Source organism: Micromonospora sp. Mcm103, from assembly GCF_024519755.1.
Taxonomy (GTDB): domain Bacteria; phylum Actinomycetota; class Actinomycetes; order Mycobacteriales; family Micromonosporaceae; genus Micromonospora; species Micromonospora aurantiaca.
This window is the reverse complement of sequence record NZ_JALJRJ010000002.1, coordinates 300046-318711: the sequence shown is the minus strand read 5'-3', so window position 1 is coordinate 318711 and position 18666 is coordinate 300046. Positions and strand designations below refer to the sequence as shown.

General features: G+C 73.6%; 16 protein-coding genes. 12 read left to right on the top strand and 4 right to left on the bottom strand.

Annotated elements, in window-relative coordinates; genetic code table 11:
• Positions 1-149: 149 nt before the first annotated feature.
• Entirely contained in the window at positions 150-917 is a 768-nt protein-coding gene (locus OC439_RS04040; protein WP_262012255.1) for an SDR family NAD(P)-dependent oxidoreductase, read from the bottom strand.
• 137 nt (positions 918-1054) lie between these two features.
• Between OC439_RS04040 and OC439_RS04035 the strand changes: the two genes are divergently transcribed.
• From OC439_RS04035 to OC439_RS04005, 7 genes are all read left to right on the top strand, one after another.
• On the top strand, positions 1055-2278 hold the full coding sequence (locus tag OC439_RS04035; protein WP_262012254.1) for an oxygenase MpaB family protein: 1224 nt from the start codon (positions 1055-1057) through the stop codon (positions 2276-2278).
• Between the two features lie 22 nt (positions 2279-2300).
• A complete protein-coding gene (locus tag OC439_RS04030) occupies positions 2301-2873 on the top strand; it encodes an isoquinoline 1-oxidoreductase (protein ID WP_262012253.1) in 573 nt (190 codons plus the stop codon).
• 74 nt (positions 2874-2947) lie between these two features.
• A complete protein-coding gene (locus tag OC439_RS04025) occupies positions 2948-4132 on the top strand; it encodes a zinc-dependent alcohol dehydrogenase (RefSeq protein WP_262012252.1) in 1185 nt (394 codons plus the stop codon).
• A complete protein-coding gene (locus tag OC439_RS04020) occupies positions 4129-5073 on the top strand; it encodes an SDR family NAD(P)-dependent oxidoreductase (RefSeq protein WP_262012251.1) in 945 nt (314 codons plus the stop codon). The genes OC439_RS04025 and OC439_RS04020 overlap by 4 nt, the downstream gene beginning before the upstream one ends.
• 114 nt (positions 5074-5187) lie before the next feature.
• Entirely contained in the window at positions 5188-6333 is a 1146-nt protein-coding gene (locus OC439_RS04015; protein ID WP_262012250.1) for an MBL fold metallo-hydrolase, read from the top strand.
• 181 nt (positions 6334-6514) lie between these two features.
• Positions 6515-7120: a sugar transferase gene (locus tag OC439_RS04010; RefSeq protein ID WP_410054885.1), complete on the top strand. Its 606-nt coding sequence runs from the start codon at positions 6515-6517 to the stop codon at positions 7118-7120.
• Positions 7117-7761 (top strand): acetyltransferase, encoded by a 645-nt coding sequence (locus tag OC439_RS04005; protein WP_262012248.1) that lies wholly within the window; start codon positions 7117-7119, stop codon positions 7759-7761. The genes OC439_RS04010 and OC439_RS04005 overlap by 4 nt, the downstream gene beginning before the upstream one ends.
• Positions 7762-7768: 7 nt before the next feature.
• Here OC439_RS04005 and OC439_RS04000 read toward each other — a convergent pair whose 3' ends face one another.
• Both OC439_RS04000 and OC439_RS03995 read right to left on the bottom strand, forming a co-directional pair.
• On the bottom strand, positions 7769-9280 hold the full coding sequence (locus OC439_RS04000; RefSeq protein WP_262012247.1) for a deoxyguanosinetriphosphate triphosphohydrolase family protein: 1512 nt from the start codon (positions 9278-9280) through the stop codon (positions 7769-7771).
• A 49-nt stretch (positions 9281-9329) separates the two neighbouring features.
• Positions 9330-10790 carry a D-glucuronyl C5-epimerase family protein gene (locus tag OC439_RS03995; RefSeq protein ID WP_262012246.1) on the bottom strand — a complete coding sequence of 487 codons (1461 nt, stop codon included), beginning with the start codon at positions 10788-10790 and terminating at the stop codon, positions 9330-9332.
• Positions 10791-10998: 208 nt separating this feature from the next.
• Here OC439_RS03995 and OC439_RS03990 point away from each other — a divergent pair, with 208 nt between their 5' ends.
• The gene (locus tag OC439_RS03990) at positions 10999-13431 is read left to right on the top strand and encodes a Tex family protein (RefSeq protein WP_262012245.1); all 2433 of its coding nucleotides are present in this window, start codon (positions 10999-11001) and stop codon (positions 13429-13431) included.
• 77 nt (positions 13432-13508) lie between these two features.
• Positions 13509-13943 (top strand): hypothetical protein, encoded by a 435-nt coding sequence (locus OC439_RS03985; RefSeq protein ID WP_262012244.1) that lies wholly within the window; start codon positions 13509-13511, stop codon positions 13941-13943.
• Here the strand turns inward: OC439_RS03985 and OC439_RS03980 are convergent.
• Positions 13906-14916, bottom strand: a complete 1011-nt coding sequence (locus tag OC439_RS03980; RefSeq protein ID WP_262012243.1) for a DUF389 domain-containing protein — start codon at positions 14914-14916, stop codon at positions 13906-13908. The genes OC439_RS03985 and OC439_RS03980 overlap by 38 nt on opposite strands.
• A 180-nt stretch (positions 14917-15096) precedes the next feature.
• Here OC439_RS03980 and OC439_RS03975 point away from each other — a divergent pair, with 180 nt between their 5' ends.
• From OC439_RS03975 to OC439_RS03965, 3 genes are read left to right on the top strand one after another with little or no spacing between them, the layout of a single operon-like run.
• Complete coding sequence (locus tag OC439_RS03975) at positions 15097-16227, top strand: DegT/DnrJ/EryC1/StrS family aminotransferase (protein WP_262012242.1); 1131 nt, start codon at positions 15097-15099, stop codon at positions 16225-16227.
• Positions 16224-17432: a glycosyltransferase family 4 protein gene (locus OC439_RS03970; protein ID WP_262012241.1), complete on the top strand. Its 1209-nt coding sequence runs from the start codon at positions 16224-16226 to the stop codon at positions 17430-17432. Before OC439_RS03975 ends, OC439_RS03970 begins: the two co-directional genes overlap by 4 nt.
• The gene (locus tag OC439_RS03965) at positions 17432-18652 is read left to right on the top strand and encodes a glycosyltransferase (protein ID WP_262012240.1); all 1221 of its coding nucleotides are present in this window, start codon (positions 17432-17434) and stop codon (positions 18650-18652) included. Before OC439_RS03970 ends, OC439_RS03965 begins: the two co-directional genes overlap by 1 nt.
• Positions 18653-18666 lie beyond the last annotated feature (14 nt).

Genomic DNA, 18666 nt, shown 5'->3' with positions numbered 1-18666 from the left:
CGCCGTGGTGCCCGCGCGGGTTTCCGCAGCCGATGGCAGCACTGTAAACGAGGGTTAACTTTCTGGGAAGGAGTGGCCTTGATCCGGCGTGGTATCGCGCCGAACCGGCAAGCTGGTGAAGAACGTGGACTAACCAAACGGCTCGCCGGTCACTGCGCGGTCCAGCCGCCGTCCACGTGCAGCACGCTGCCGGTGACGTAGCTCGCGGCGTCCGAGGCCAGGAACAGCACCGCGCCGACGACCTCCTCGGGACGGCCGAACCGGCCCATCGGGATGCGGTCGCGCAGCCGCTTCGACCACTGTTCGTGACCGCGCAGCCCTTCGGTCATCGGCGTCTCCAGGTAGCCGGGCGCCACCGCGTTGACGCGTACGCCCGCCGCCGCCCACTCCAGCGCCAGCGTTCGGGTGAGCTGCTCGACGCCGCCCTTGCTGGCGCTGTACGCGGCCAGGCGCGGGAAGCCGACCTGACCGTGCACGGAGGACATGTTGACGATGCTGCCCGCGCCCTGCTCGACCATGAGCGCGCCGGCCGCGCGGGCGCAGACGAACACCCCGGACAGGTTGGTGTCGATCACCTGCTGCCAGTCACCGAGACTCAGCCGCTCGCTGCGGTGCAGCGCCGGGCTGATACCGGCGTTGTTGACCAGGACGTCCAGCCGGCCCCAGCGCTGCCGGGCCAGTGCCACCACGGCGTTCGCGGCCGCCTCGTCGGCGACGTCCCCGGCGACCACAGCCGCCGTGCCGCCGCCGGCCGCGATCCGGTCCCGCACCTCGTCCAGCGCGTCCGGCCGCCGGGACTGGAGGATCACCGACGCGCCGGCCCGGGCCAGCCCCTCGGCGATCGCCGCGCCGACGCCCTGACTGGCGCCGGTCACCCACGCCACCTTGCCGGACAGCATCCCCTCGACCAGCGCCACCGTGGACTCCCCTCATCGCAAACCATCGACAGTTGTCGTCATGGGCCTTGTGGACACCGGTACCACGTGCTCTCATGTGATACACGGGCGCAACATTCGTTTCACCGTATCAGCGGCCTCGACCCCGAGGAGTGGACGTGGAACCGGTAAGCAGGCGCAAGATGTTGAAGGCCGGTGGGGCACTCGGCGCGCTCGGCGCGCTCGGCGTCGCCGCGCCGGCACAGGCCCGGTCGGCGTGGACCTGGTCTCCGACGGGATCAGTGGCCGGCGCCGGCGCGGGCGTGGACCCCCGCTGGGTGTGGGACGAGGAGGCCGACCCGCTCGTCGCCTCCCTCCTGGACCGGGGCGAGGCGCCACTTGTCAACCAACTGCTGCGGACGTGGACGAAGAACGGCCAGCCGCTGCCGTCCGGCCTCCCGGCGGACGTCCGCGCGTTCATCGAACGCGCCCGCGTGCTGCCGTCCTGGGTGGACCAGGGCAAGCTGGCCACCGCCGTGCGCTTCAACGAGAAGCGCGGCCTCTACCTCGGCGTGCTCTACGGCCTGGCCAGCGGCATGATGAGCACCGTCATCCCGAAGGAGGCGCGCGCCGTCTACTACTCCAAGGGCGGCGCGGACATGAAGGACCGCATCTCCAAGACCGCCAAGCTCGGGTACGACATCGGCACCGCCAACGCCTACCAGCCCGACGGCTCGATGATCGTGACCGCCGTGAAGACCCGGCTGGCGCACGCCGGTGTGCGTCACCTCCTGCCGCAGTCGCCCGAGTGGGCCGACGTCGCGCCCGAGGACATCCCGATCAGCCAGCGGGACATGATGGTCACCTGGCACAGCCTGCCGACCACAGTCATGCGGAAACTGACCGACTGGCGGGTGCCGATCCCCGCCGCCGAGTCGACGGCCTTCCTGCACCTGTGGCAGGTGGCCGCGCACATGCTCGGCATCAGGGACGAGTACATCCCGGCCACGTGGAGCGAGGCGAACGCCCAGGCGAGCGAGGTCCTCGACCCGATCCTGGCCCCCACCCGCGAGGGCAACGCGCTCGCCGACATCCTGCTCGGTCTCGGCAAGGAGATCGACGCCGGGCTGCTCAGCAAGCCCATCCTCGGCTCGTTCACCCGGTTCATGCTCGGCAACCAGATCGCCAACTGGCTGGAGATCCCGCGCGACCTGCTCTGGGACACGCTGCTGCGGACGAGCTGGGGCCCGTTCATCGCGGTCCGGGAGGCGCTGCTGCCGTTCCCGCTCGCACCGGAGTGCTACTGGCTGTTCGACGAGTTCCTCCGCAAGCTCGCCCTGCTGTTCCTCTCCGAGGGGCAGTCCATAAACATCGAGATCCCGCTCGGCAACCGCGAGTTCTGACCACCGCGTCGCGGTGGGCACCATGACCGCGCCCCTCCCCCCGTTCCTGGGGTACGTGCTCGCCGCGCCGGTCCTCGTGGCCGCGGCCGAACTCAGCGCCGCGTACCCGGCCGCCCGGACGCCGTCGCCGGACGTGGCCGGACTGCTCGGCCTCGGCGAGGTCATGACGGCGGCGGCCCTGCCCGGGGCGGCACTGATCTCCGTCGAGGTCGGCCCGGACGGGACCGTGTCGTTCACGCTGCCGCCGGACCGGTACGACGGTGACACCTCGGCCGCCGAACTGATCGCCGACGGGCTGTCGGTGCCGCGCCGGCGCGTCCGCGTGCCACCGCCACGGCCGGCAGCGGGCCGGACGCGTGGCGCACCCCATCCGGCCGTCGGAACCCGTACCCCGGTCCGGGTCGCCGTGGCGGTCGCCCGGCGGCGGCTGCTGGAGGCCGCGTCGGCGACGCTCGGCACGCCCGTCGGCTGCCTGCGGCTGACCGCCGGCGCCGTCACCGACCGCGCCGGCCGCCGCCTCGACATCGGCGCCCTCGCCGCCACCGCCGCCAGCACCAGCACGATCGCCGTGGCTGTCGACCTCACGCCACGGTGAGCGGCGCCGCCGATTCAACGGCCCGCTGCCGGGTAGCAGTCCGATGGACGGCACCGGAGAGGGGACATACAGGCATGAAGGCACTGACCTGGCACGGCAAGCGGGACGTCCGCGTGGAGGACGTCCCGGACCCCCGGATCGAGGAGCCGACCGACGCGATCGTCCGGATCACCTCGACCGCCATCTGCGGTTCCGACCTGCACCTGTACGAGGTGCTCGGGCCGTACCTGAAGCCCGGCGACATCCTCGGGCACGAGCCGATGGGCGTCGTCGAGGAGGTCGGGCCCGGCGTGACCCGGCTCAAGAAGGGCGACCGGGTGGTCGTCCCGTTCAACATCTCCTGCGGCTCGTGCTGGATGTGCGAGCGGCAGCTCTACGCGCAGTGCGAGACCACGCAGGTGACCAGCCAGGGCAAGGGCGCGTCCCTGTTCGGCTACACCTCGCTGTACGGCTCGATCCCCGGCGGCCAGGCCGAGTACCTGCGCGTCCCGCAGGCCCAGTTCGGCCCGATCAAGATCCCGGACAGCGGCCCGGACGAGCGCTGGCTCTACCTCTCCGACATCCTGCCCACCGCCTGGCAGGCGGTGAAGTACGCGGACACCCCGCCCGGCGGCACGCTCGCCGTGTTCGGGCTCGGCCCGGTCGGGCAGTTCAGCGCCCGGATCGGCCGCCACCTCGGCGCCGGCCGGGTGATCGGGCTCGACCTGGTGCCGGAGCGGCTGGAGATGGCCCGCCGCCACGGCATCGAGGTGCTCGACGTCAGCCAGCTCGACGACGTACCCGGCACGCTCATCGACCTGGTCGACGGGCGCGGCCCGGACGCGGTGATCGACGCGGTCGGCATGGAGGCGCACGGCGCGCCGCTGGGCAAGATGGCCCAGACCGCCGCCGGGCTGCTGCCGGACAAGCTGGCCCAGGCCATGACCGACAAGGCCGGCGTGGACCGGCTCGTGGTGCTGCACGCCGCGCTCAAGGCCGTGCGGCGCGGCGGCACCGTGTCGATCTCCGGCGTGTACGGCGGCGAGCAGGACCCGATGCCGCTGATGGAGATGTTCGACAGGGGCATCCAGCTACGCATGGGCCAGTGCCACGTGCGGCGCTGGGTCGACGAGATCATCCCGCTGCTGGAGCGCGACGACGACCCGCTGGGCGTCGAGGACCTGCGGACCCACCGGCTGCCGCTGACCGACGCGCCGCGGGCGTACGAGATGTTCCAGAAGAAGGAGGACGGCTGCGTCAAGGTCGTGCTCGCGCCGTGACCCGGACGGTGGTCGTCACCGGCGCGACCAGCGGGATCGGCCGGGCGACCGCCAGGGAGCTGGCGGGCCGCGGGGACCGGCTGGTCCTCGCGGCCCGCTCCCCCGCCACGCTCGACGAGGTGCGCGACGAGTGCCGGGCGGCGGGCGCGCGGGCGATCGCCGTACCGATGGACGTGACCGAGCCCGGCGCGGTGGCCGCGCTCGCCGACGCGGCGCAGGCCGAGTTCGGCCGCGTCGACGCCTGGGTGCACACCGCCGCGGTGATGTCCTACGGCCGCTTCGACGAGACCCCGGCCGAGGTGTTCGAGCAGGTGATCCGCACCGACCTGCTGGCCGCCGCGGCGGTGGCCCGGGAGGCGCTGCGCCGGTTCCGGGCCGCCGGTGGCGGCACGCTCGTGCTCACCGGCTCGGTGCTCGGGCACATCACCGCGCCCTACATGAGCGGCTACGTTGCCGCCAAGTGGGGCCTGCAGGGACTGGCCCGCACGCTCCAGCAGGAGGCGCGGGAGACGCCGGGCGTCGCGATCTGCCTGGTCAACCCGGGCAGCGTCGACACTCCCGTCTACCGGCAGGCGGCCAACTACCTGGGCCGGATCGGCCGGCCGCCACCCCCGATCGCCTCGCCCGAACGGGTGGCCCGGGCCATCGTCGGATGCCTCGACCGGCCGCGCCGGGAGGTGTCGGTGGGCCGCCTCAACGTGGTCATGCGCTTCGGGTTCACCGTCCTGCCCGGCATGTACGACCTGCTGGTCGGGCCGCTGATGCGCCGGGCCGGGCTGACCCGGCAGCCGGTCGCCGCGCACCAGGGCATCGTGTTCACGCCCAACCCGGCCGGTGAGGCGGTCCGGGGTGGGTGGCTGCCCGACGTGTCCCAGGTGGTCCGGGCCGTGGGCGGCCGCGCGGCGGCGGTGGCGTCCGCGGTACGCCGCCGGGTGCCCTGACCCTCGCGGCGAGTCGTCGCGCGGTCCGACCGTCGCCGCGGGCGGGCCGTCGCGTGGGCGGGCCGGGACGACTGTGGTTACCGTGTACGACGGGACACGGCGGAGGGGACGAACATGCGGGAACCGACGGGGCGGGAACCGGACCGGACGCGCGGCGGGCGGGTGTGGAAGCTCGCCGGGCTGGCCGCCGTCGCCGGGCTGGCCTGGGCGGCGCGGGACGTACCGGCGCAGCTCGGCGGCCGGCTCACCGGCACTCGGGCGGAACGGGCGGCCCGGTCACCGCGCTTCCGCGACGGCACGTTCCACAACCCGGCCGGCGCCAGCGCCACGATGGTCGCCGACCCGGGCCGCAACCTGCTCCGGGAGCTGGTCTTCGGCAAGCAGAAGCGGCGGCCGGGCAGCCCGGTGCCGCTGCTGCGCCCCGGCGCCGCGCCGGCCACCGACCCGGCGCGCGAGCTGAACGTCGTCTGGTACGGCCACGCCTCCACGCTCGTCGAGATCGAGGGACACCGGGTGCTGCTCGACCCGGTGTGGAGCGACAGGTGCTCCCCGTCCGGGCTGGTCGGCCCCCGGCGCATCCACGAGCCGCCGGTCCGCCTGACCGACCTGCCCCCGCTCGACGCGGTGCTGATCTCGCACGACCACTACGACCACCTCGACATGGAGACCGTCCGCACGCTGGCCGACCTCCAGTCCGCGCCGTTCGTGGTGCCGCTGGGCGTCGGCGCCCACCTGGCCCGCTGGGGCGTACCCGAGCACCGCATCGTCGAGCTGGACTGGTCGGAGAGCCACCGGGCCGGCGGGCTGACGCTCACCGCGACCGCCGCGCAGCACTTCTCCGGGCGCGGGCTGCGCCGCGACGGCACGCTCTGGAGCTCCTGGACGATCACCGGGGCGCACCGGAAGGTCTTCTACACCGGCGACTCCGGCTACTTCGACGGGTACGCCGCGATCGGCGCCGAGCACGGCCCGTTCGACCTGACGCTCATGCAGATCGGCGCGTACGACAGGGCGTGGCCGCACATCCACATGTTCCCGGAGGAGGCGGTCGCCGCCCACCTCGACGTACGCGGCGGACTGCTGGTGCCGGTGCACTGGGGCACGTTCAACCTGGCCCTGCACGACTGGTCCGAGCCGGTGGACCGGCTCTGGGCCGAGGCGAAGGCGCGCGACGTGCGGCTCGCAGTGCCGCGTCCCGGCGAGCGGGTGGTGGTGGACGAGCCGCCGGCGGTGGACGGCTGGTGGCAGTCGGTCGCCTGAGACGCGCCGAAAAAACCGGACAAGGCATTCTTCTGCGCATATTTGCGTACTCTGTTCGCTGACGAGTCAGCGGCCGGAGGACAGCATGCAGGTTCGCCTCTCCCCAGGCGTGGAAGATCTCCGTACACCCACCCCGCCGGCGAGTGGCGCCGCGGCCGTCAAGCGGGGCGTCGACGTTGTCGTGTCGGCCACGGCCCTGCTGGTGGCGGCGCCGGTCCTCGCCGTGGTCGCGGTCGCGGTGCTGCTCGGGATGGGCCGTCCGATCATCTTCCGGCAGCGGCGGATCGGCCGGCACGGCCGGGAGTTCACCATCCTGAAGTTCCGGTCCATGGCGGGCGGGGGCGACGGCTTCTCCCCGGGCGACGACCAGGCGCGGCTGACGCCCCTGGGGCGGTGGCTGCGGGCCACGAGCCTGGACGAGCTGCCCAGCCTCTGGAACATCCTGCGCGGCGACATGAGCCTGGTGGGCCCGCGCCCGTTCCCGACCAGCTACCGCGACCTCTACACACCGGAGGAGTTCCGCCGGCACGACGTCCGGCCCGGCCTCACCGGACTCGCGCAGGTCAACGGGCGCAACGCCCTGGGCTGGGCGGAGCGCTTCGCCTACGACCTGCACTACGTGGAGCACTGGAGCCTCCGGCTGGACGCCCGCATCCTGGCGCGGACCGCGGTGGCCGTACTCCGCCGGCAGGGCATCAGCGCGCCCGGCGCCGCCACCGCCCACGAGTTCCGCGGTACCGCCTCGGAGGAGGCGGTGGCGGCGACCGTGGGAAGCGGGTCCCGATGACCCTCGACCTCGTCGTCGTCGGGTGCGGTGGCCACGGGCGGGAGATCGCCCAGATCGTGGCGGCGGTCAACGACTCCTCGGCCCGGCCACCCTGGCGGCTGGTCGGCTTCGTCGACGACAACCCGTCCGAGCCGAACCGCAAACGCGCCGAGTCGTGCGGCGCCCCGTACCTCGGTACCGTGGCGGCGCTCGGGCAACTGTCGCCGGGTACCCACGTCGTCCTCGGCCTGGGCGACCCGAGGGTCCGGCAGAAGGTGGCAGCGCGGGTCGACACGTACGGTAGGCCGACGGCGAGCGTCGTCCACCCGGACGCCACTGTCGGCCCGGACCTGGTGTCGGCCGAGGGCCTCGTGGTGTTCGCCGGTGGCCGGATCACCACGAACGTCACCGCCGGACGGCACCTGCACGTCAACCAGAACGCCACGCTCGCGCACGACTGCGTGGTCGGCGACTACGTCTCCCTGCATCCGCTCGCGGCCGTGTCGGGCGACTGCCGCCTCGACACCGCCGCGTTGATCGGAGCGGGCGCCGTGGTGCTCCCTGGCCTGCGGGTCGGTACCGGTGCGACGGTCGGCGCCGGCGCGTGCGTGGTGCGCGACGTACCACCGCAGATCGTGGTCAAGGGAGTGCCGGCCCGCTGAGTGGTCCTCAGAGCACGAAGGCGTCCGTCCACAGCGCGCCGGAGCGGCCCGACAACGCGTCCAGCATGGCCACCGCCTGACCGTCGGTGAGCTGCGCGACGAAGTCGATGATCGCCCGGCCCCGGGCCCGGCCGATCCGGTCCGGGGTGCGCGGGTGAAGCTCCGCTTCGGCCAGCTCCACCAGGTCGTGCAGGCGGCGCGGCAGCCGGGACTCCTCGTCCGGGTCCAGCAGCCACTCCCAGAGCGCCTCCACCAGCGTGCCCAGCAGCCGGGCCTGGCCGCGCTGGTGCAGGGCCAGGTCCGGACGGGCCAGCACGAACCGGTGGTGCACGAACTTGAGCACCTGCACCTCGTGCCACTGCGCCTTGTCCAGCAGCACGTACCCGGAGCGGACGTGCGGCTCCGGGGTGACGGTGATGGCGTCCACGAAGCGGGTGGTCCAGCGGGCGGAGAACCGGGCGACGTACTGCTCCGCCTCGATCGAGCCGTCGAACGGCAGCGCGAGCAGCCCTTCCACCAGCTCCTCGCGGACGTGCTCGACAGCGGCGGCGAACGCCTCGTCGTCGGCGATCCAGCCGTCCTTGCGGTGCAGTTGCCGTCGCAGCCGCTCGATCGCGGCTCCCGGCCGCCGGCCCGCCGCCTCCAACGCGGGCGCGGTGATCGACCGCAGGTGCCCGCACTCGCGCTGCCAGGCCATCAGCTCGGCCGCCACCGCGCCCTGCTGGAGCACTCCGACGCGGTAGAAGTCCTCCACGTCGTGGATCGCGTACGCGATGTCGTCGGCGGTGTCCATCACCGACGCCTCGGGGGTCTGCTGCCAGTCCGGGATCCGCCCGGCGAACGGCTCCCGCGCCTGGCGCAGGTCGTCCAGCTCGGTGCGGTACGCGCCGAACTTCACCGAACCGCTCTCCGGGTCCTCCGGCGGGGCCGCCGCGCCCCGGGGCGCCGGTTCGAGGTGGCGCGGGTGCGGGTCGGGATGGTCGAGCCGGGTCCACGGATACTTCAGCATGGCCGCCCGGACCGCGGCGGTCAGGTCCAGCCCGGTGGTCGCCGCGCCGCGAATCTCGGTGCTGGTGACGATCCGGTACGACTGGGCGTTGCCCTCGAATCCGTCGGCCAGCCCGAGCCGCTGCCGGGCCAGCCGGTCGAGCACCCGCTCCCCCAGGTGCCCGAACGGCGGGTGCCCGAGGTCGTGCGCGAGCGCGGCGGCCTCCACCACCTCCGGATCGCAGCCGCCGAGCTTGTCCAGCAGGGCCCGGTGCGCCGGATCGGCGGTCAGCCGCTCGGCGATCGCGCGGGCCACCTGGGCCACCTTCAGGCTGTGGGTGAGCCGATTGTGCACGAGCAGCCCGGACCCGCCCGGGCTGATCACCTGGGTCACCCCGCCCAGCCGGGTGAAGAACGGCGAGCCGACGATCCGGTCCCGGTCGGCCCGGAACGGGCCGGCCGCCAGGTCGCCGAGCGCCCGGGCGCTGCCCCCGAAGAGCCGCCGGGCCCGCGGATCCGCAGGTGCCTCCATGATCGCCACGCTAGCGCAGCCGGCCCGGCCGGCGGGGCGCGACCTGTGCCTAGGCCAGCGGGGGCGCGTCCCCCAGCACCAGACCGGGGGCCGCCGGCAGCCAGTAGCCGAGGTAGGTACCGGCGGTGACCTGGTAGCTCAGGCGCCCGTTCACCCAGGCGCTGGCGCTGAGGAACGCGCCCGAGGCGCGCGGGAAGGTGACGGTCTTGGAACCGACGACCTGCCACCTGCTGTCGTACGCGTAGCCGGTGTAGGTGCCGGGCTCGACGGTCAGCAGCCGGGTGGGCGCGTACGTGTGCTCGACGAACTTCCCGGCGAGCCACCGGTTCTGCGCGTCCTCCGCCACGAACATGCCGGCGAACACCCCGTTCGCCATGCGGTAGTGCACGCCCCGGCCGGTCACCCGGACGCGCTGGTCGGCGGTGGCGGTGGAGAACCGGATCAGGTTTATCGACTTCTGCGCGACGACCCGGCCGGCGGCGTCGAACTGGTAGGCGACGTGGGAGCCGGGACCGAACCACACGATGCCGTCGACAGGCGGGTACGGGTAGTCGGCGCGCAGCACGTCGGCGTACGCGGCGAACACGCCGGCGTGGGTGAGCTGGTGCAGCGCGAGCATCTGCTGGGTGTGCACCTGGTGGTAGCTCGGGTAGGACCGGGCGCAGCCCACCGAGTACCGGCTGGCCCACTGCGGGACGCGCAGCGTGGCCGGCACGTAGCGCCGCACCGTCGTGGCCGTCCCGTCCATCAGGCTCACCGCCCGGCTGTCCCGGGTGATCCGCCAGTAGTCGTACACGCCGTAGAACGCGTAGATCATGCCGTTGAGGACCCGTTCCCCGCGCACCCCCGGGCTGTCCGGATACTCCTCCAGCCACAGGTAGCCGTCCGCGTCGGTCCAGCTCACCCAGGGCACCCCGAGCTGCGGTCCGAGGGTGAGGCTGAGGAACGTACGGTCCGCCGCCGTACGCCAGGTGGCGTCGCCGGTCACCTCGTACAGCCGGACGAACAGGCTGAGCAGCTCCCCCTGTGCCATGGCGCTGTACCAGGGCGCCTGGAGCACCAGCCCGGTGCACCGGGGCAGGTCGAAGGGGTACGAGTACCACCACGCGCCGCGGGACTCCACCTTGCGGTCCAGGTTCCGCCGCGCCTGCGCGATCGCCCGGTCGAGGAAGAACCGGTCGCCCGTGACCTGGTAGGCGTTGAGGTTGTCCAGTCCCCAGTCGGCCTGCACCACCGGGTGGTCGTACAGCGCACCCTGCCAGGTGAACAGCCGTACACCGGAGGCGTCGTGCGCAAGCGGGTCGGTCCGCGGGACTGTCATCTGTCGCGAGGTCGGTGAGACCGAGCCGGGCAGCAGGCGCGGCAGGTAGCCGTCCCGGGCGTACGCGGTGAGCGTCGCGCTCCGCCCGGGGAGTGCGGTGGCGGCCGCCGCGCCGGTCACCGGCGTCCCCGTCAGGCCGACGGCGAGCACCGCAGCCACCCACGCGCGCCAGGACAGCCGGATCCTCATGGGACCTCCAAGGTCGGGAGTGTCCTCCCATCCCAGCAACCGCATGTCGCTTTTGCCAGCCTCCTTTCATCATGCGTGGAATAGACGCACATAACATGAGTATTCGTGACTGTTACCTACCGTCCGGCGAGGCGGGCGGGCGCGCACGCCGGTCGCGGGCCGGGACGGCAGAATGCACGGGAACCCACCCGAGAAGGCGGATCAGATCGTGACCCAGTCAGTGCACCAGCGCATCGCCGAGGAACTCGGCGTCGCCGAACGGCAGGTCCGGGCGGCAGTCGAGCTGCTCGACGGCGGCGCCACAGTGCCGTTCATCGCCCGCTACCGCAAGGAGGCCACCGGCCTGCTCGACGACGCGCAGCTGCGCACGCTGGAGGAGCGGCTGCGCTACCTGCGCGAGCTGGACGAGCGGCGCGCGGCGGTGCTGGAGTCGATCCGGAGCCAGGGCAAGCTCGACGAGGCGCTGGAGGCGCAGATCCTCGCCGCCGACTCCAAGTCCCGCCTGGAGGACATCTACCTGCCCTACAAGCCGAAGCGGCGCACCCGCGCGCAGATCGCCCGCGAGGCGGGGCTGGAGCCGCTCGCGGACACGCTCCTGGCCGACCCGGCGCAGGACCCGAAGACGGTCGCCGCCGGGTTCGCCGACCCGGACAAGGGCGTCGCGGACGCCGCTGCCGCCCTGGACGGGGCGCGGGCCATCCTGATCGAGCGCTTCGCCGAGGACGCCGACCTGATCGGCACGCTGCGCGAGCAGATGTGGTCGCGGGGCCGGCTGGTCTCCCGGGTACGCGACGGCCAGGAGACCGCCGGCGCGAAGTTCGCCGACTACTTCGACTTCGCCGAGCCGTACCCGAAGCTGCCCTCGCACCGCATCCTCGCCATGTTCCGGGGCGAGAAGGAGGGCGTGCTGGAGCTGACCATGGACCCGGAGGCCGAGGGCGACGCCGACGCGGCGACCGGACCGAGCCGCTACGAGGCCGCCGTCGCCGGACGCTTCGGCATCAGCGACCAGGGACGGCCCGCCGACAAGTGGCTGGCCGACACGGTGCGCTGGGCCTGGCGTACCCGGATCCTCATCCACCTCGGCGCGGACCTGCGGATGCGACTGTGGCAGGTGGCCGAGGAGGAGGCCGTGCGGGTCTTCGCCACCAACCTGCGTGACCTGCTGCTGGCCGCGCCGGCCGGGGCGCGGGCGACGATGGGCCTCGACCCGGGCCTGCGTACCGGTGTGAAGGTGGCGGTGGTCGACGCCACCGGCAAGGTGGTCGCCACCGACACGATCTACCCGCACGAGCCGCGCCGGCAGTGGGACGCCTCGCTGCACACGCTCGCCACGCTCGCCGCCGCGCACGGCGTCGAGCTGGTCGCGATCGGCAACGGCACCGCCAGCCGGGAGACCGACAAGCTCGCCGGTGACCTGATCAAGCGGCACCCGGAACTGAAGCTGACGAAGGTGGTGGTCTCCGAGGCCGGCGCGTCGGTCTACTCCGCGTCCGCGTACGCCTCGCAGGAACTGCCCGGCCTGGACGTCTCGCTGCGCGGCGCGGTGTCGATCGCCCGCCGCCTCCAGGACCCGCTGGCCGAGCTGGTGAAGATCGACCCGCGGTCGATCGGCGTCGGGCAGTACCAGCACGACCTGTCCGAGGTGAAGCTGTCCCGCTCGCTCGACGCGGTGGTCGAGGACTGCGTCAACGCGGTCGGCGTCGACGTCAACACCGCCTCCGCGCCGCTGCTCACCCGGGTGTCCGGCATCGGCGCCGGGCTGGCCGAGAACATCGTGCTGCACCGCGACGCCAACGGGCCGTTCCGCACCCGGGCGGAGCTGAAGAAGGTGCCGCGGCTCGGGCCGAAGGCGTTCGAGCAGTGCGCCGGCTTCCTGCGCATCCCCGGCGGCGACGACCCGCTCGACTCCTCCAGCGTGCACCCCGAGGCGTACCCGGTGGTGCGCCGCATCCTCTCCTCCACCGGGCAGGACCTGCGCGCGCTGATCGGCAAGTCGGCCATCCTGCGCGGCCTGCGCGCGACCGACTTCGTCGACGAGACGTTCGGCCTGCCCACCGTCACCGACATCCTCGCCGAGCTGGAGAAGCCGGGTCGTGACCCGCGTCCGGAGTTCCGTACCGCGACGTTCGTCGAGGGCGTGGAGAAGATCAGCGACCTGACGCCCGGCATGGTGCTGGAGGGCGTGGTGACGAACGTGGCCGCGTTCGGCGCGTTCGTCGACGTGGGCGTGCACCAGGACGGCCTGGTGCACGTCTCGGCCATGTCGCACACCTTCGTCAAGGACCCGCGCGACGTGGTGAAGTCCGGCGACGTGGTGAAGGTCCGGGTGCTCGATGTGGACGTGCCGCGCAAGCGGATCTCGCTGACGCTGCGGCTGGACGACGAGGCGCCGGCCGGCGGGCGCCCGCCCGGCGGCGACGGCCGGCGCGACCGGGGCGGTCAGGGTGGCGCCGCTCCGCGGGCCGGCGGCCAGGGTCGAGGTGGCCAGGGCCGTGGCGGGCAGGGCAGCGGTGGCCAGCGGGGTGACCGGGGCGCGTCGCGCGGCGGCCAGCAGCAGCGGCCGGCGCGCGGTGGCGGCGGTTCCGCGCCGGTCAACGACGCCATGGCCGAGGCGCTGCGCCGCGCCGGGCTGGCCTGATCTCCTGGGGCGCGCTGTCGAGCTGACGTCACTGCGAACTCAGCTCGACAGCGCGCCGTGCGCGTACCCTCGCGGTCGTGGGTGGCGAGGACGACGAACGGTGGCGGGAACGACGACGCCACGCGGTGCGGGCGCACGCGGAGGCCGCTGCCCGGGAACGCGCCGCGGAGCAGGCGGAGGCCACGGAGCTGGTGGCCCGGTTCGCCGCCGAGGCGCTGCGGCGCGGGCTGCGCACCGACCGGCTGACCGCGACCGGCCACGACGGGCGCGGGCGTTACCGCACACGACTGACCGGGTGGTACGTGGACCGGGCGCACAGCCGCGCGGTGGACACCGACGGGCGCTTCTACCTGCTCACGGTGACGCCCGGCTTGCGCGCGTGGCTGTTCGGGGCCGACCCGCGGCCCAGCGCACCGCCGCTGGTGGTCGGCCGGGGCGGGCGCGACGGGGAATCGGTGCCGCTGGCGACGCTGCTCAGCCGACGTCTCGACGCGGGCGACGACTGGCGCTGAGGGCGGCCGGCCGCTGATCGGCCCGCTGCCGCGGCACCGGACGCGCGGCGCGCCGGGCGACGTGCCGCCACCAGCACAGCTGCACCACGAGCGTGAGCAGCCCGGCGAGCACGATCGCGGCCAGGTTGATCACCAGTTGGAGGGCCGAACCGGCCGCCTCGTGCCACACGCCGTACGCGGACGCGACCGCCACGTTCGCCGCCGCCGGCACCGTCGTCACCGAGATCAGCACGCCGACGAGCGACCCGGACTTCTTCGACGTCAGCGACAGCATGCCGGCGACTCCGGCGAGCAGGCCCACCACCCAGGACAACGCGTCCGGGCGCCAGATGAAGTCGGTCATGGGCCGCTCGGCCAGCAGCATGTCCCGGTCGACGAGACCGGCCGCGGTGAGCGCCCAGGTGCTCAGCACGGTGGCCACCATGGCGACGAGGAACCCGACCGTCAGCGCCTGCACCGAGCGGCCGACCACGCGGGGCTGCCGCCGCAGCAGCGCCACGCAGAGCGCGGCGAGCGGACCGAACTCGGGGCCGACCACCATCGCGCCGACGATCAGGATCGGCTGGTCGAGCAGCACGCCGATGCCGGCGATCATGGTGGCCACCACGATCAGGGCGAGGAACGTGCCGGTGAGCACCGTCTGCTCGCCGGTCTTCGCGGCGATCTCGTCCCAGACCACGGCGTCCTCGCCGTGCCCCGGCGCCTCCTCGGCGGCCCGGTCGGCCGCCTCGGACAGCGTCAGCTCCACGTCGTCGGCCGCGATCGCCCCGTGCGCCTCGACGCCCAGCTCTTGGAGCCGGCTCAGCACACCGTCGGCGCTCTCCCGGACGACGTCGCAGGTGACGTAGTCACCCGCGGGCTGGCGGGCGGCGCCGGGCAGCACCACGAGGTGCGTGACGCCGGGATCGGCGGCCAGCAGTTCCACGACCGCCGACGACTGGTCACTCGGCGCGATCACCCTCAGGTGCAGCACTCGGGGCTCCTGGCTCGTCGATTCCTGGCACGGCCGCCGAACTCTACTCGGTCGCGGCCCGATGGTGTGCTTTTCGGCACGAACCCGGCGTACGCCATCACCCCTCGGCAGGTCGTCCGTTTTACCGTCCGTGACCCTTCGATGCCACGACTGTGATCCCACCGCGGGGACGGAGGCTCGATGACCGGCCGGATCTACCTGTCCCCGCCCGATGTCGGGCCCCTGGAGGAGTCCTACGTGCTCCGCGCGATCCGCTCGGGCTGGGTCGCGCCGCTCGGCCCCGAGGTGGAGGCGTTCGAGCGGGAGGTCGCGCAGCGCGTCGGGACGGCTCACGCCCTGGCCCTGAACTCCGGTACGTCCGCGCTGCATCTGGCCCTGCTCGCCCTGGGGGCCGGGCCGGGAAGCGTGGTGGTGGCACCGACCATGACCTTCGCGGCGACCGCGAACGCCGCCGTCTACACGGGCGCCGAACCGGTCTTCGTCGACTGCGACCCGGCGACCGGCAACATGGACGTGACCGCGCTCGCCGAAATGCTCGACCGGCTGGGCCGGGCCGGCGAGAAGGTCGCCGCGGTGCTGATCGCGGACATGTTCGGCACCTGCGCCGACTACGACGAACTGCTACCGGTGTGCGAGGCGGCGGGTGTGCCGGTCGTCGAGGACGCCGCGCAGGCGCTGGGCGCGACCTACCGAGGGCGTCCGGCCGCCTCCTTCGGGCGGCTCAACGCGCTGTCGTTCAACGGAAACAAGATCATCACAACGTCCGGCGGAGGGATGCTGCTCTCCGACGACGACGCGTTGCTCGCCCGCTGCCGACACCTGGCGACCCAGGCACGCGAACCCGTGCCGCACTACGAACACGTCGACGTGGGTTACAACTACCGGCTCAGCAACCTGCTCGCCGCCCTGGGGCGGGCGCAGCTGCACCGGCTGGACGGAATGATGCGGCGCCGCCGGCTGCTCCGCGAGCGCTACGCCAAGCTGTTCTCCGGCGTTCCCGGCGTCCGGCTGCTCGGCGACGGGGACGAGGGCTCGAACTGCTGGCTGACCAGCATCGTGGTCGACCCCGAGCGGACCGGATGGCCGGCGGCGGACCTGGGGGCGCACCTGGCCGCGCGCGACATCGAGACCCGGCACGTGTGGAAGCCGATGCACCGGCAGCCGGTCTTCGCCGGGTGCCGGTCGGTCGTCACGGGCGCCGCGGACCGGCTGTTCGCCCAGGGTCTCACCCTGCCCAGCGGTTCCGCCCTGGACGACGACCGGGCGGCGCGGGTCATCGGTGCCGTCGAGCAGTTCCTGGACGCCCGGTGACGGCCGGCGCGGGCGCGCGTCCGCTGCGGATCGTCGTCCTGCTGAAGACGGACCAGGGCGGGCTCTGGATCCTCCCCCAGGTCGAGGAACTGCGCCGCCGCGGCCACCAGGTCGTAGCGGTCCTGCCGCGCGCCACCGGGCGCCTGACCGGGGAACTCCGGCAGCGAGGCGTCGAGGTGCACGACTCGCCGTTCGACTTCCGCTTCCGGCCGCGCCCGTCGACGCTGCGGGACCTGTGGCGGCTCCGCCGCCTGATCAGCCGGCTCCGCCCGGACGTCCTCAAGTACCACCTGTACGCGTCCGCGCTCGCCGCCCGCTTCGCGAGCCTGCGCCTGCCGCTGCGCCGCGTACACATGGTGGCCGGACCGCTCTACCTGGAGTCTCCGCTGATCAAGATCGTCGAGCGGGCGCTGTGGCGGCTCGACCACGTCACCATCTGCGGCACCGGCCACACCTCCGGCCTCTACGGCGCACTCGGGTGTCCCGCGCCCCGGCGCCCGGTCGTCACCTACGGCGCCAGGGCCGCGCACTTCGCCGAACTCGAGGGCTCGGCCGGCCGGCGGGAGGTGCGCGCCAAGGCGCGCGCCGAACTCGGCATCGAGGAGGACGCGTTCGTCGTCATCATGGTCGCCTACGTCTATCCGCCGCGCCGACTGGTCCACAAGGGCCGCGGCATCAAGGGCCACGACGTGCTGCTGGCGGCCTGGCGGGAGTTCCGCGCCGACCACCCGGACGCCCGGCTGCTCCTGGTGGGCGCCGGTTTCTCCCCGGCCGGAGAGACACACCGGCGCGAGCTGATCCGGCGCTTCGAGATCGACCGGGATCCGAGCGTGACGTGGTTGACGTCGGTGTCGGACGTGCGGGACTGCTACCGCGCCGCCGACCTGAGCGTCAGTCCCTCCCTCTCCGAGGGGCACGGCGCGGCCTGCGAGGCGGGAGCCTCCGGGGTGCCCAGCGTCGTCAGCGACGCCGGCGGCCTGCCCGAGACCGTCGACGAGACGACCGGGTGGGTGGTGCCGCGCAACGACGTGCCGGCGCTGGTCGCCGCGCTGCGGAACGCCCATCGGGAGTTCACCGACGGCCGGCTCCGTCTGCGCGGTGAGCGGGCCCAGCAGTTCGCCCTGCGGCACTTCGCCGACACGGTGGCGGCCGCCGCCGTCGCCGATGTCGTGGAGGCCACCTGCCGGACCGGCGGGAGACCCTGATGCGGGTCGTGGTGACGTCGGAGTCACGCTTCAGCCGGACCCCGGACGGTGCGGTGTGGGTCGAGGCCGGCCCGGACCACACGATCTGGCGGCGGTACCTGGTCGCCTTCGAACGCGTACGCGTCGCCGCCCGGGTCCGAGACGTCGCGCAGCGGCCGGCGGCCGCCTCCCGCGTCGACGGGGACGGCGTCGAGGTCTGGGCGCTGCCGTACTACGTGGGGCCACGGGGTTACCTGCTCGGGCGGCGGGCGCTCGCCGAAGCGGTGACCGCAGCTGCGGAGCCCCGGGACGCCGTGGTGCTCCGGGTGCCGTCGCCGATCGGCGCGCTTCTGGCCCGGGCGCGCAGCCGGGCCCGCCTTCCGTACGCGCTCGAGGTGATCGGCGACCCGTACGACGTGCTCGCCCCGGGGGTCGTGCGGCATCCGCTGCGGCCCCTGCTGCGGACGCTGTCCACGCGCACGCTGCGCAGGCAGTGCCGGGAGGCCGCCGCGGTGGCGTACGAGACGGAACGGCGCCTGCAGCTGCGGTACCCGACGCTGCCGACCACGCCGACGGCGGGCATCTCCAGCGTCGACCTGCCACCCGCGGCGTTCGTCCCGCACGCCCGGCCGCTCCGGCAACCGCCGGCGGAGCCGACGCTGGTGTCGGTCGGCTCGCTCGAGCAGCTCTACAAGGGCATCGACACGCTCATCTCCGCGCTGGCGCTGATGCCCGCCGACGGGCCGCGGGCCCGGCTCGTGCACGTCGGCGTGGGCGCCTACCGGCCCCACCTGGAGCAGTTGGCCGCCCGGTCGGGCGTGGCCGGCCGGGTGAGCTTCACCGGCGCTCTCCCCGACGCCGAGGCGGTCCGCCGGACGCTGGACTCGGCGGACCTGTTCGTGATGCCGTCGCGCACCGAAGGTCTGCCCCGCGCGCTCATCGAGGCGATGGCCAGGGCGCTCCCGGCCGTAGGTTCGACCGCCGGCGGCATCCCGGAGCTGCTCGAACCGGACTGCCTGGTGCCACCCGACGACCCGGCAGCTCTCGCCGCCACCGTCACCGCGATGCTCGCCGCCCCGGACCGGCTGGCGACGGCCTCGGCCCGCAACCTCGGCCGGGCCCGTGACTTCTCCGCCGAGACACTCGACGCCCGCCGGGCGTCGTTCTACCGGACCGTCGCCGAGGTCGCCGCCGGCCGGCCGGACCGGCGGTCACCGGTTCCACTGCGGTCCGGACGCTGACGTACGGCGCCGGC